Raw genomic sequence first — 12,822 nt, forward strand, 5'->3', positions numbered from 1 at the left:
AACGGAGGCCGGCGATCTCCGATCTCGGACCATTAAAGCTGCACGACGCCCGGTTTTCCGGGACCGCGTCACTTTTTTTTTAAACAGCGCTTTTTCGGGCTTGCATCCACCCGGAAACCACAGTAACAAGCCGCCACCCGACGGAAACACCGTCGCTTCGAACCGGCCCAGAACGGTTCAAAGGATGGGGCTATAGCTCAGCTGGGAGAGCGCCTGCATGGCATGCAGGAGGTCAGCGGTTCGATCCCGCTTAGCTCCACCAAGTCTTTTCTTCTCTTCCCGCAAAACCCGTTTCCTTTACAAGCCCGTCTTCTGCGATGTAGTGATCTTGGTATTGCCGTCGCGATGGGGAGAGGACGCCCGTACGCGGGTGGGGGAGACACATGGAAAAGCCTGATTACAAAAATGCCGGCCTGAGCATTGAGGTACGTATCTCGGATTTGCTGAAGCGGATGACGGTCGAGGAGAAGATCGCCCAGCTTCATGCCGCCTGGTTGGTTCTGTCCGAGGATGGCGAGCACCGCGCACGCGCCGATGCGTTCACCGGTTCGGCCGACCCCGAGACGCTGCGGACCATGCTCTCTAGCGGCCTTGGCCAGATCACCCGCCCGCTCGGCACACGCAGCATCGACGCCGCGCACGGTGTGAGGGCGCTGAACAGGCTGCAGAAATTCATGCTCGAAGAGACCCGGCTCGGCATACCGGTGATGTCGCACGAGGAATGCCTTTCCGGGCTGATGGCGAAGGGCGCGACGCTGTTTCCCTCGTCACTTGCCTATGGCGCCACGTTCGATCCGGCGTTGATCGAGCGCGTCGGCAAGGCGATCGGCGAGGAGGCACGGGCGGTCGGCTGTCACCAGGGCCTCGCTCCTGTGCTGGATGTCGCACGGGACGCTCGCTGGGGGCGTACGGAGGAGAGTTTTGGAGAGGATCCCTATCTCGCGGGCATTCTGGCGACGGCCTATGTGAAGGGCCTGCAGGGCGAAAGGCGCGAACTGCTGGCAACGCTCAAACACTATGCCGGCCACTCGGCCAGCGAAGGCGGCCGCAATCACGCCCCGGTTCACATGGGCTGGCGCGAATTGAACGACGTGTTCCTTCTGCCTTTCGAAATGGCGGTCAAGCTCGCCAACGCCGGCTCGGTGATGCCGGCCTATCACGATATCGACGGCGAGCCCGTCCATGCCTCCTATCATTTGCTGACCAGGGTCCTGCGCGAAGACTGGGGTTTCGACGGGCTCATCGTTGCCGACTATGTCGGTATCAGTCTGCTCTACCAGCATCACGGCGTTGCCGCAGACAGGGCATCGGCAGCGGCGCAGGCCTTCAATGCCGGGCTCGATATCGAACTGCCGGGCGACGATTGCGCAAGGGACCTGAAGCAGGCGCTGGAGCGGGGGCTGATCTCGCAGGACAAGCTCGACGAGATCGTCCGCCGGATTTTGGCCGAGAAATTCCGCATCGGTCTGTTCGAGAAGCCCTATGCGGACGAGGGCGCGATCGTGCTGCAATCGGCGGAGGCTGTCGCGGCCGCCCGCACTGTGGCCGAGCAATCAGTGACGATCCTCGACAATGACGGTATCCTGCCGCTCGCGCCTGGCCGGAAGGTCGCCGTCATCGGCCCGACTGCGGATGACCCGCTGGCGCTTCTCGGCGACTATGCCTTTCCGGTGCACCTCATCCTGTCATCCGAGGAGGAGGCCGTCGAGAACGTCGTCACCCCGCTCGCGGGTTTGCGGGCGGCGCTTGGAGAGGCGCAGGTGACCTATGCGCGGGGCTGCAATATCCTTGATGAGCGCAAGGCCGGTGCCCCCGTCTTTCCGGGCGATGTCGACGACAGCACCTCGCTCGAGCAAGCCTCGGCCTTGTCTACCCGGACGGACATGATCGGCGAGGCGGTCGAGACCGCGCGCAAGGCCGATGTGGCAATCGTCTGCGTCGGCGATCTTTCCGGTGTGTTCCAGACCGGCACGGTGGGGGAGGGGTCGGATGTCGACACGCTCGACCTGCCAGGCGTGCAGCAGCTGCTGCTGGATGCCGTGCTTGAGACCGGCACGCCGGTGATCGTGGTGCTGTCTTCGGGGCGGCCCTACAATCTTGGCGGCGCGGAAAACCGGCTTGCCGCGCAGGTCATGACCTATTTCGGCGGCCAGGAAGGCGGCACGGCGCTCGCCGCCGTTCTGACCGGCGCCGTCGAACCGTCTGGCCGGCTGACGATCTCGGTGCCACACAATGCCGGCGCCTCGCCCTACTACTATAATCATAGCCTGAAGAGTTCCGGGACGCCGATCGCCCGTCATTTCGGCAGTCGCTATCCCTTTGGCCACGGTCTTTCCTACACAAGCTTCGAATATGCCGATGCCGCTCTCGAAAGCGAAAGCGTCGATATCGAGGCCGGCCTGGTGAGCCTTTCCTTCACGGTCACGAATACCGGAAAGCGAGCCGGCATTGCCGTGCCGCAGCTTTATGTGCGCGACGAACTCGCCACGGTCGTCCGGCCTGTCAAGGAGCTGAAGGCGTTCGGCCGGGTGAGCCTCGCGGCCGGAGAGACGCGCCGCTGCCGCTTCGCCGTGCCCACCGACATGCTCAACTTCACCGGACATGAGGGCCGCCGCATTGTCGAGCCGGGTTTCTTCACGCTGATGGTCGGCGCTTCGAGCGGCGATACCAAACTGACGCAACGGGTCAGGCTGACGGGCGCCTGCCGCACGCTGCCGCATGATTGGCGAATGACCAGCGGCTTTGCCGGCTGAGGGATCGTTGGCAAGGCCTTTTGCCTGATTTCTGTGGCTTCCGCGCAAGCCCTGGAACCTGCATTTTCGAATATGACGAAAATCAGGCAATTTATCTTGACAGAAATAATCATGTTTTCTAACGATCGGGCACAAGCCGGCCGCTAGGGCCGGGGAAACAATCTTGCCCAGCCAGCCAGTTCGTCCCGGTAACACCGCGCGCCAGCCAGCCAGGTTCTCCATGAACAAAGGGATATGGTCATGCGTATGGGGTCCTCGCGGACGATTCTTCTGGCGTCGTGCACGGCGCTGATGTCGGCGGCATTTGCGAATGTTGCGCTCGCCCAGGAAGCTGCAACAGACGGTGCAACGACGGTTCTGGCGCCCGTCAGCGTCACGACGGTCGATGGTCGCGATAACAGCGGTGTCGCCGATACGCCGCTCTCCACCGAAGTCACAGAGCAGGAGCTCGACCAGAACATGGTTCAGTCGGTCGACGACCTGAGCCGCATGCTGGTTCCGGGCGTTGCCATGACGGGCGGAGACGGCGGTTCGATCAACATCCGCGGCCTGCAGGGCCCGCGTGTGCTGACCACGATCGACGGCGTTCCGATTCCCTTCCTGGATCCCGGTGCACGCAGCGGTTCTGAAGGCGGCAGCGCCGGCGGCGGTGTTGATTCGTTCGACTTCAATTCCTTTGCCACCATCGACATCGTCCGCGGCGCTGATTCGAGCCGTGCCGGCGGCGGCGCCATGGGTGGCGCTTTCCTGATCAATACGCTGAACCCGGAAGACCTTATCGAACCGGGCAAGATGTATGGCGGCCGCGTGCGCGCACTCTATAACAGCGCCGATGAAAGCATCACCGGCGATGCCGCCTTTGCCGTGCAGTCGAAGAGCGGCACTTCGGCCTTGTTCCAGGGCATCTACACCAATGGTCACGAGACCGAGACCAATGGCGATGTCGGCGGGATCGGCTCGGCGCGCACCGAGGCCAACCCGGCGAACTATGACGAGGACAACTTCCTGTTCAAGCTGCAGCAGCAGATCGATGATGCCACCAGGCTGGGACTGACCATCGAGCGCTACGACTTCGACAAGGACATCAACCTGATGACCGCGAAGGGCGCGACCTACGATCCGAACGACTGGAACGGCATCGAGGACAAGCACCGCGACCGCGTCTCGCTCGACTATACCTACAACGCGTTCTCGACCGATGGCTGGGTCGATGCCGCCTGGGCCACTGTCTACTGGCAGCGGAATCAGCGCGTCTCCGGTACCGATGGCAACCGCCTGACGTCGCCAAAGGGCTCCTACGGCCGCGTATCCAAGATCACGCAGGAGGATTACGGCTTCACCGGCTGGGCCTCGAACACCTTCTTCACCGGCGGCCTCGAGCATACCGTGACGATCGGTGGATCGTTCGACTATGCCACGTTCAACCAGTACAATTCCGGCCACGACAGCTGCGACGTCACCTATTCCTACGCCTGCAATTTCTATCACAACAATCAGGCGGACACGCCCGAGGTGAACTCCTATGACCTCGGCCTCTACATCCAGGACGAGATCGTTTTCGGCGATAGTGGCTTTGCGCTGACGCCCGGCATCCGCCTCGACGCCTATTCGCGCGATCCGCAGGATACGGCGGGCTACGAGAACAACCCGATGTACGCGGCCTATGGTCTGCCACAGTCGCAGGACGGCGTGCACGTCTCGCCGAAGATCCTGGCGACCTACGACCTCACCGATGACATCGAGCTCTTCGGCCAGTTCTCGACATCGTTCCGTGCGCCGACCGCGCCGGAGCTCTACCTCGCTTACGGTGCCCCGGGCAGCTATCTTTCGATCGGCAACCCGGATCTCGATCCGGAATCAGGCTGGGGCTTCGAGCTAGGTTCGAACTTCGGTGATACCGAAAACGGCGCTCGCGTCGCGGCCTTCTACAATCGCTATTACGATTTCATCGATACCCGCAACCTGACCGATGCGGAAATCACTGCGATCGGTCTCGATCCCGCCGACTACATGTTCGTTTCGCAGAACGTGAATATCGCCAATGTCCAGATCGCCGGCATCGAACTTTCCGGTCAGCGGACGTTCGACAATGATTTCAGCGTCCGCGGCTCGCTTGCCTTTGCCCGCGGTTGGAACATGGATGATGGCGACAGCTTCCTGGCATCGGTGGCCCCGCTGAAGGCCATTCTGGGCGGCGGCTACAACAAGGAGACCTGGGGCGTGAACGCCAACTGGGTTCTCTCTGCGGCCGTTTCCGACAAGACCGATGTTGGCGGCAGCCAGGCCTATCAGTGGCCGGGTTACGGCATTGTCGACATGACCGCCTGGTGGGAGCCGGAGCAGCTCAACGGCTTCCGGGTTCAGGCTGGCGTCTTCAACATCTTCGACCAGACCTATTACGAAGCGCTCGACAACCAGGTCTCCTCGATCAGCCAGCCGGAGGAGTACTACTCCCAGCCGGGTCGCTCGTTCCGCATCTCGCTGACACAGCGCTTCTGATCCACTTACCAGACCACAAAAAAAGCCGGGCGGAGACGCCCGGCTTTTCTATTTCAGTGCTGTTGCGACGGTCAGACGCCGGAGCGGCCGTCCATGCCGATATAGGCGATGCGCAGCATGTTGGTGGCGCCCGGCGTGCCGAGCGGAACACCGGCGGAGATGATCACCCGGTCACCCGGCTTGCCGAAGCCCTCATCGACCACGATGCGGCAGGCGCCGTCGACCATGGTGTCGAGGTCGGTCGGCTCATCGGCGACGACGCAGTGCAGGCCCCAGACCACCGAAAGCCGGCGGGCGGTCTTGACGACCGGCGACAGCGCGATGATCGGAACATTCGGCCGCTCGCGGGCGGCGCGAAGTCCGGTGGTGCCCGATGCGGTGTAGCAGACCATCGCCGTCAGCTTCAGCGTTTCGGCGATCTCGCGCGAGGCGAGCGAAATCGCGTCGGCGCCAGTCGCTTCCGGCTGCGGGCGCTGGGCGTACAGGATCGTCGGGTAAAGCTTTTCCTGCTCGATGGTGCGCGCGATGGAGGCCATCGTGGACACCGCTTCGACCGGATACTGGCCGGCAGCCGATTCGGCCGAAAGCATGACGGCGTCGGCGCCTTCGAAGACTGCGGTGGCGACGTCGGAGACTTCCGCGCGGGTCGGAACCGGCGAGGTGATCATCGATTCCAGCATCTGGGTGGCGACGACGACGGGCTTGCCGGCGGCGCGGCACAGGCGAATCAGCTTCTTCTGAAGGCCCGGAACCGTTTCGAGCGGCATTTCGACGCCGAGGTCACCACGAGCAACCATCAGCGCGTCGCTCATCTCGATGATTTCCTCGATGCGCTCGATGGCCTGCGGCTTCTCGATCTTCGACATCAGGCCGACCTGGCCACGGGCGATCTTGCGCACTTCGGCAAGGTCGTCCGGACGCTGGACGAAGGAAAGCGCAACCCAGTCGGCATCGCCGGTTTCCAGAACGGCGTCGAGGTCGGCACGGTCCTTCTCGGTCAGCGCGCCGACGCCGAGCAGCGTATCGGGGAGGGAAACGCCCTTGCGGTCGGAGATCGTGGTGCCGGCGATCACCGTGCACTCGATGCTCTTGCCGTCGCACTTTTCGGCCCGCAGCTGCAGCTTGCCATCGTCGATGAGCAGGCGATGGCCGGGCTGAACGGCCTGCAGGATTTCCGGATGCGGCAGGAATACGCGCTTTTCATTGCCGGGCTCGTCCCGGTCGTCGAGCGTGAAGGTCTGGCCGATTTCGAGTTCGACCTTGCCGTCAAGGAACTTGCCGACGCGCAGCTTGGGGCCCTGCAGGTCGCAGAGAATGCCGATCGGGCGGCCCGAGCGGGCCTCGACGTTGCGGATGCGCTTGATGAGCGTGCGCATCAGGTCGTGGCTGGCATGGCTCATATTGATGCGGAAGAGATCGGCTCCGGCTTCGTGGAGCTTCTCGATCTGCTCTTCTTCCGATGATGCCGGGCCGAGCGTAGCAAGGATTTTTACTTTTCTAAGACGTCTCATCAGTTCTGACTCTCTTGGGTGCTGGGCGTGTCGGAAAGCTGAACGGTCCAGCTCTCCTCCCGCCCTGTGTCATATTCGCTAAAACCCATCTGCTGATAGCCACGCGCGAAACAGTCCTGGACTCCGACGATCTCGAATTCCTCTTCGGCGACGCACATATTGGTGTATCCGGTCCAGCGTCCGCTGCCGGACGCGTCTTCGGCGTAGAGATAGTAGTAGCGAGATTTGAGGGGGCCGGGCACGACGGTTGCACAGGTGGTGGCCGGGAGTTGCCACCATCCTTCCGATGTCCAGCCTTCCTGGGCGCGATAGCCGACGGCGACGCCGACCAGATTAGCCGTGTCGTTGCAGACACGGAATTCCGCATGCGCCTGATGCGGTGAAACGAAACCCGCTATAACAAAGCCGCCGAAAACGGCGGCTGCACCGGCCAGAGCGGCGCGGTTTTTGCGGGACGAGGTGCGGCGAAAGCCGGACGCGAATTTTGTCGGTTTCAAAAACATGTGTGCCATATCTTGTTCTGCCGCAGGCAATATCGGAATGCCGGCAAGCATTCAATCGATTTACAGCCTCTACCATATCGCCCCGCGACAGGCGAGGCAAATGGATGATGGTTACGGCTTGCCGAAGGAACCCAAGCTATGCCATCACCCACATTATTGTTAATTCTGCGGCGGATATCCATGCCGAACGTCAACGCATTCGAGATATTAGACGGCGAATATGACAGAGGCTTGGTGCTTCTGGCGGACCATGCCACGGCGAGAGTGCCTGAAAGCTATGGTAATCTAGGCCTCGACCCGTCGGTTTTTACCCGTCACATTGCCTACGATATCGGCGTCGAAATGCTGACGAGAAAGTTGGCGGAAACGCTGTCCTGCCCGGCGGTGATGAGCACGTTCTCGCGGCTTTTGATCGATCCGAACCGCGGCGAGGACGATCCGACGCTGGTGATGAAGATCTCCGATGGCGCCATCATTCCGGCCAACCATCCGCTCTCCGAAGAAGAGCGCCACTACCGGCTCGATCATTTCCACAGGCCTTATCACACGGCGGTCGGGGGCGTTCTGGAGCGGGTGGCGCGCCAAAGCGGCAGGGTGCCGCTGGTGCTGTCGATACACTCCTTCACCCATGCATGGAAGGGCGTCGCCCGACCCTGGCATGCCGGGGTTCTTTGGGATGGCGACCCGCGCATCGCCCGGCCGCTCATCGACCGGCTTGCCGCAATCGAGGGCGTGGTCGTCGGCGACAACGAGCCCTATGACGGCGCGCTGAAGGGCGACACCATGAACCGCCATTGCATGGAGACGGGTATTCCGCACGCGCTTCTTGAGGTGCGCCAGGATTTGATTGGCGACGAGGCCGGCGTTAACCTGTGGGCGAAGCGGCTGGCGCCGATCTTTGCCGACCTGAACGACGATCCGGCGCTGCACGTGATTCGCCGTTACCCGTCACGCACCTGACCCGAGGGACCCGATGTCCGACCTGACAGACGAGCAGAAACGCGATTTCGAAGCCGCCGCCTTTCGCAGGCTGGTCGAGCACCTGCGCGAGCGCAGCGATGTCCAGAACATCGACCTGATGAACCTTGCGGGCTTCTGCCGCAACTGCCTCTCCAACTGGTACCGTGATGCTGCCGAGGCCGACGGTGTCGGCTTGAGCAAGGATGCCGCGCGCGAAATCGTCTACGGCATGCCCTATGACGAATGGAAGGCGCGCCATCAGGGCGCGGCATCCGATGCCCAAAAGGCCGCATTTGACGTGAACAAACCGCGCGATTGACCGGCGACATAAAAACGCCGCTTGACCTTGCCCCCGCTTCACGGCAGGCAGGGCCCGTGATTTTTTCTGGCTAACAGGAGTTGACCATGTCCGACGCACACTCTGTTGCGCGCGATCATTTGCGTTCGTTCGTTGAGCGGATCGAGCGCCTTGAGGAAGAAAAGAAGACCATCGCGGACGATATCAAGGATGTCTATGCGGAGGCCAAGGGCACCGGTTTCGACACCAAGGCCCTGAAGCGCATCATCGCGCTGCGCAAGAAGGACGAGCAGGAGCGCATGGAAGAAGAGGCCGTGCTCGACACCTACATGATCGCGCTCGGCATGATGGCGGCGCCGGAGGACGAATAGTCCTCCCCCTCACAGCCCGTCGAGGACCAGCTTCAGGCCGGTGAGAAACGCCATGACGTACATGAACGGATAGAACACCTCCATCCGCATGCGCTTGACGATCATGCCGCCGCCGATTGTGGCAACGATCGCGAAGGGCACCAGCGTCGCCGAGGCGACGAGGTTCGATATCGCGAGCTCGCCCAGCAGATAATAGGGGACGAGCTTGACGATATTGACGATCGCAAAGAAGCGGACGCTGGCGCCGGTATAGGATTTCGGATCGAGCTGCAGCGGCAGGGTGTAGATCTGGTAGGGCGGGCCGCCCGAATGCGAAATGAAACTGGTATAGCCCGCGATCGTACCCCAGAATGCCCCCGCGATCGGCCGCTGCCCGGCCGGTGGTTTCGGCGCCCGCAGGCCCGGCCGCCAGCGATCGAAGAAATATTTCGCAGCAAACAGCACCACCGCAAGACCGATCAGCAGCCTGATCAAAGCGAATGGAACAACGCTGAAGGTAAACCAGCCGAGCACGATGCCGATCATGGCGCCGGGAAGCAGGCTTTTCAGCGTCGGCCAGTGATTGTGCTTGCGCCAGGTCCACAGCGCCACAACATCCATCATGATCAGGATCGGCAGCATGATCGCCGCTGCCGTTGCGGGATCGACGACGAAGGACAGGATCGGAACGCCGAGCAGCGCCAGAGCGCCGCCCATTCCGCCCTTTGTCAGGCCGACAAGGACCACGGCGGGGATTGCCGCAGCATAAAAGATGGGATCGGGTAGCATGAATACGAAGCACCTGTTGAAACTCCGCTCTAACGGATTTATCCGGAAATGGCGAGTAGGCGGCCGCTTCTCGCGTCAGGATTTGCCGGTGGCCGATGGGCGCCGGATTTAGGGAGCGAGCATGGAAATCGAACAGGAACGTTGTCGTCTGGTGCTGGTCGTGCCGCGCTTCGAAGAGCTGAAGACCGAGGAGAAGCTGCTGGGGGATGCGCTTCGGGGCGGTGATGTCGCCTCCGTCATCCTGCCGCAATATGACGAAGGCTTTGATGCCTTTCAGACGCGGGCCGAACGGCTGGTGCCGATCATTCAGGATTATGGCGCTGCCGCGCTGATCTCCGGCGATACCCGTGTCGCCGGCCGCGCCAGGGCTGATGGTGTTCACGTGGCGGGAAGTGCCGCGGAGCTTGGCGATGCGATCGAGCGTTTCACGCCGCGTATGATTGTCGGTGGCGGCAATCCGAAGGACCGCCATCAGGCCCTTGAACTCGGCGAACTCAATCCGGACTACGTCTTCTTCGGCAAGCTCGATGGCGACACCCACGCCGCTGCCCATCCGAAGAACCTCGAGCTCGGCGAGTGGTGGGCGTCGATGGTCGAGATTCCCTGCGTCGTCATGGCCGGCAGCGATCCGGCAAGCGTCGTCGCGGCGGCGCTGACCTGGGCGGAATTCGTGGCCGTCGGCAAGGCGGTGTTCGAGGCTCCGGGCGGTCCTGCCGCCATGGTCGCGCAAATCAATGCCGTTCTTGACGAAAAAGCGCCACGGTTCGACTATTGATTGGATCCATGAACGCCGTCGCTCGTCTCACGCTCATCGCTGCCTGCCTGGCGGCCAATCCGCTTGTCATTGCCAGCCGGGCAGGGGCTGAACCCGCTCCTGCATCCGCAACAGTGGCCGATGACGCCGGTGTCGCCAGTCCCAAGAGCGGCCGGCTGGTCGCGCCCGGCAAGCTGGAACAGCATTCGGGCCTCGAACTCTATAGCCGCATGGGCGCCGACCTGCCGCCGCTTCCGCCGGAAAAGGCCTATGACGGGCCGGTCGATCTCGCCTACGGTGCCTATCAGCGCGGCCATTTCGAGGCAGCCTATGAAGCCGCGCTCGAGCGCTCGCAAAAGGGCGATCCGGATGCCGAGACGCTGATCGCCGTCATGGTCGACAAGAATCTGATCGGCGCCGACCGGGCCGGACCGGCTTCCGCATGGTATCGGATGGCGGCCGACAGCGGCGAACCGGCAGCGCTCAACCGCTACGGCATGTATCTCCTGCAGAACGGCAAGGACGACGCCGAGAAGAAAGAGGGGCGCGAGCTCCTGGTCAAGGCGGCGGAAGCCGGCGATCCGCTGGCGGCGTTCAACTATGCCAGCCTGCTGGTGGCCGAAAACCCGGGCAAGGAGGGCTTGCAGCAGGCCCTGCCGTGGTTCGAGGAGTCGGCCGACGGCAATGTCGCCGATGCTCAATATGCGCTTTCGCGGCTCTACCGCGTCCTCGACGTGCCGGAAGCGAAGCAGCGAAGCGTGATCGTCTGGCTCGAGCGGGCCGCAGAGGGCGGCCACGATACCGCGGAACTGGAACTTGGCCTTGCCTTCATCAACGGCGATGGCGTGCCGCGCGACATCCCCTCGGGCATCCGCTGGCTGAACCGCTCGGCGCTCCAGGGCAATCCCGCCGCTGCCAGCAAGCTTGCCTATATCTACATGAAGGGGATCGGCGTCCCTGCTGATGCCGAAACGGCGGCTGCCTTCTATCTCAGCGCCCGGGCTGTCGGGCTCAAGGAGCCCGAAATGGAGACGTTTCTGGCCTCCCTTTCTCCCGCAGTGCGGGAAAACGCCGAAACGCGCTCGCGTTCGATAGTAAAGAACTACTGACTCAAGCTCTTTCCGCTATTCTTTCTGTCCTAATGTGTGTATTTTTTTCCCGGAGAGACGAGGAAACAGCAACAGGATCGCGCGCCTCCAGAGGCCGGTTTTCCGGGGATTGATTGTTCTTGCAGCAACTTGAGTTCATAGGGGAGCTGGTGACAAGTTTCGGCTTGGGGGCCCTGATTGTCATTGGCTATGGCTTGGTATTGCGGCATCTGCGCGGCCATGGGATGGAAAGATATGCTAGCGCTATCTTGTTTTCTTGTGGTGCAATCGCGGCAATGATGAACCCTGTTACTTTGAACAGCGGCTACGTCTTCGATGCGCGGGCTGTATTCATAGCGCTCGCCGGCCCCTTCGGCGGCGCCATTGCCGGGGTGATCACGGGTGTGGCCGCCGGTCTGACGCGCTTCCTGATCGGTGGCAGCGGTACTTTCGCCGGCATAGCCGGCATCGCCGTTGCCATGGCCGCGGGCGTCATCTTCGCCCGCTTCGGGCCGCGGCGCCAGACGCTCCGCAGCCTCGCCATTCTTGGCCTTGGCACGGCGACAATGGTGTTCTCGCTGCTACTGACCGATATCGACACGGCCGGTTCCCTGTTCCGCCGCGTCGGCTTGCCGCTCACGCTCGTCAATATCCTCGGCGTTATGCTGCTCGGCTATGTGCTGGAGGGGACGAGACGCGGGACGGATCATCTGAGGGTGGTGGAATTCAATGCCGACCGGGATCCGCTGACCAACCTCTTCAACCGCCGGGCGCTCGCCCAGTTTGCGCAGAACCTCCGCCGACAGGAGACCGGTGATACCGCGCACGGCTGCGTCGTGCTGTTCGACATCGATCGCTTCAAGTCCGTCAACGATCGCTATGGTCATGCGCGCGGCGACGTCGTGTTGCGCACCGTCGCCGATACCATCACCCACCGTGTCCGCCGTTCCGATGTTGCCGTGCGTTACGGCGGTGAGGAAATCGCCGTCATCCTCATCGGCACGGCCATCGACGACGCTCGACGCGTTGCCGAGCAGATCCGCGGTGTGGTGGAGGAACTGGTCTTCGAGCACGAGAACCAGCATTTCAGCGTCACTGTAAGCGCCGGCATTTCGGCCTTCGATGCCGATGGGACGCAGCTTGAACATGCGCTCGACTTTGCCGACCGGGCGCTCTACAGAGCCAAGAATGCCGGTCGCAACCGAACCGAAACGCTTCTCGTTCCGGGTCTCGAAGTGGTTTCGACGGGCTCTACCGCGTCATAACCCTTGAATTTCCTCCTGTTCTGTGGTCATGAACCGCCGATACCGCAATGTG

At 62.3% G+C, this 12,822-nt stretch carries 11 protein-coding genes and 1 tRNA gene; 9 read left to right on the top strand and 3 right to left on the bottom strand.

Features of this window, described 5'->3' with window-relative positions; genetic code table 11:
• Positions 1 to 186 precede the first annotated feature (186 nt).
• The 3 genes from TM49_RS12730 (at position 187) to TM49_RS12740 (ending at position 5,252) form a co-directional block, all read left to right on the top strand.
• Positions 187 to 262 (top strand) — tRNA-Ala (locus TM49_RS12730).
• 121 nt (positions 263 to 383) lie between these two features.
• Complete coding sequence (locus tag TM49_RS12735; protein WP_045681742.1) at positions 384 to 2,753, top strand: glycoside hydrolase family 3 N-terminal domain-containing protein; 2,370 nt, start codon at positions 384 to 386, stop codon at positions 2,751 to 2,753.
• Between the two features lie 240 nt (positions 2,754 to 2,993).
• Complete coding sequence (locus TM49_RS12740) at positions 2,994 to 5,252, top strand: TonB-dependent hemoglobin/transferrin/lactoferrin family receptor (RefSeq protein ID WP_244464720.1); 2,259 nt, start codon at positions 2,994 to 2,996, stop codon at positions 5,250 to 5,252.
• A gap of 71 nt (positions 5,253 to 5,323) precedes the next feature.
• Here the strand turns inward: TM49_RS12740 and pyk are convergent, their stop codons facing one another.
• The gene (gene pyk, locus TM49_RS12745; protein ID WP_045681744.1) at positions 5,324 to 6,763 is read right to left on the bottom strand and encodes a pyruvate kinase; all 1,440 of its coding nucleotides are present in this window, start codon (positions 6,761 to 6,763) and stop codon (positions 5,324 to 5,326) included.
• Positions 6,763 to 7,317, bottom strand: coding sequence for a DUF1036 domain-containing protein (locus TM49_RS12750; RefSeq protein ID WP_244464721.1), 555 nt, complete (start codon positions 7,315 to 7,317; stop codon positions 6,763 to 6,765). The genes pyk and TM49_RS12750 overlap by 1 nt, the downstream gene beginning before the upstream one ends.
• A gap of 129 nt (positions 7,318 to 7,446) precedes the next feature.
• On the opposite strand from TM49_RS12750, the gene TM49_RS12755 reads away from it, so the two are divergent.
• From TM49_RS12755 to TM49_RS12765, 3 genes are all read left to right on the top strand, one after another.
• Positions 7,447 to 8,226: an N-formylglutamate amidohydrolase gene (locus tag TM49_RS12755; protein WP_045681746.1), complete on the top strand. Its 780-nt coding sequence runs from the start codon at positions 7,447 to 7,449 to the stop codon at positions 8,224 to 8,226.
• Positions 8,227 to 8,239: 13 nt separating this feature from the next.
• On the top strand, positions 8,240 to 8,545 hold the full coding sequence (locus tag TM49_RS12760) for a DUF1244 domain-containing protein (RefSeq protein ID WP_045681748.1): 306 nt from the start codon (positions 8,240 to 8,242) through the stop codon (positions 8,543 to 8,545).
• A gap of 86 nt (positions 8,546 to 8,631) precedes the next feature.
• A complete protein-coding gene (locus TM49_RS12765) occupies positions 8,632 to 8,895 on the top strand; it encodes a DUF2312 domain-containing protein (protein WP_045681750.1) in 264 nt (87 codons plus the stop codon).
• A 9-nt stretch (positions 8,896 to 8,904) separates the two neighbouring features.
• Here the strand turns inward: TM49_RS12765 and TM49_RS12770 are convergent, their stop codons facing one another.
• Positions 8,905 to 9,663 carry a sulfite exporter TauE/SafE family protein gene (locus tag TM49_RS12770; RefSeq protein ID WP_045681752.1) on the bottom strand — a complete coding sequence of 253 codons (759 nt, stop codon included), beginning with the start codon at positions 9,661 to 9,663 and terminating at the stop codon, positions 8,905 to 8,907.
• 121 nt (positions 9,664 to 9,784) lie between these two features.
• Here TM49_RS12770 and TM49_RS12775 point away from each other — a divergent pair, with 121 nt between their 5' ends.
• The 3 genes from TM49_RS12775 to TM49_RS12785 all read left to right on the top strand — a co-directional run bounded on the left by TM49_RS12775 (position 9,785) and on the right by TM49_RS12785 (position 12,770).
• On the top strand, positions 9,785 to 10,438 hold the full coding sequence (locus tag TM49_RS12775; RefSeq protein ID WP_045681753.1) for a thiamine phosphate synthase: 654 nt from the start codon (positions 9,785 to 9,787) through the stop codon (positions 10,436 to 10,438).
• Between the two features lie 8 nt (positions 10,439 to 10,446).
• Positions 10,447 to 11,526 (top strand): tetratricopeptide repeat protein, encoded by a 1,080-nt coding sequence (locus tag TM49_RS12780; RefSeq protein ID WP_045681754.1) that lies wholly within the window; start codon positions 10,447 to 10,449, stop codon positions 11,524 to 11,526.
• Between the two features lie 224 nt (positions 11,527 to 11,750).
• Positions 11,751 to 12,770, top strand: coding sequence for a GGDEF domain-containing protein (locus TM49_RS12785; protein WP_082074731.1), 1,020 nt, complete (start codon positions 11,751 to 11,753; stop codon positions 12,768 to 12,770).
• The last annotated feature ends 52 nt before the right edge of the window (positions 12,771 to 12,822 follow it).

The organism is Martelella endophytica (genome assembly GCF_000960975.1).
In the GTDB taxonomy this organism is placed as follows: domain Bacteria; phylum Pseudomonadota; class Alphaproteobacteria; order Rhizobiales; family Rhizobiaceae; genus Martelella; species Martelella endophytica.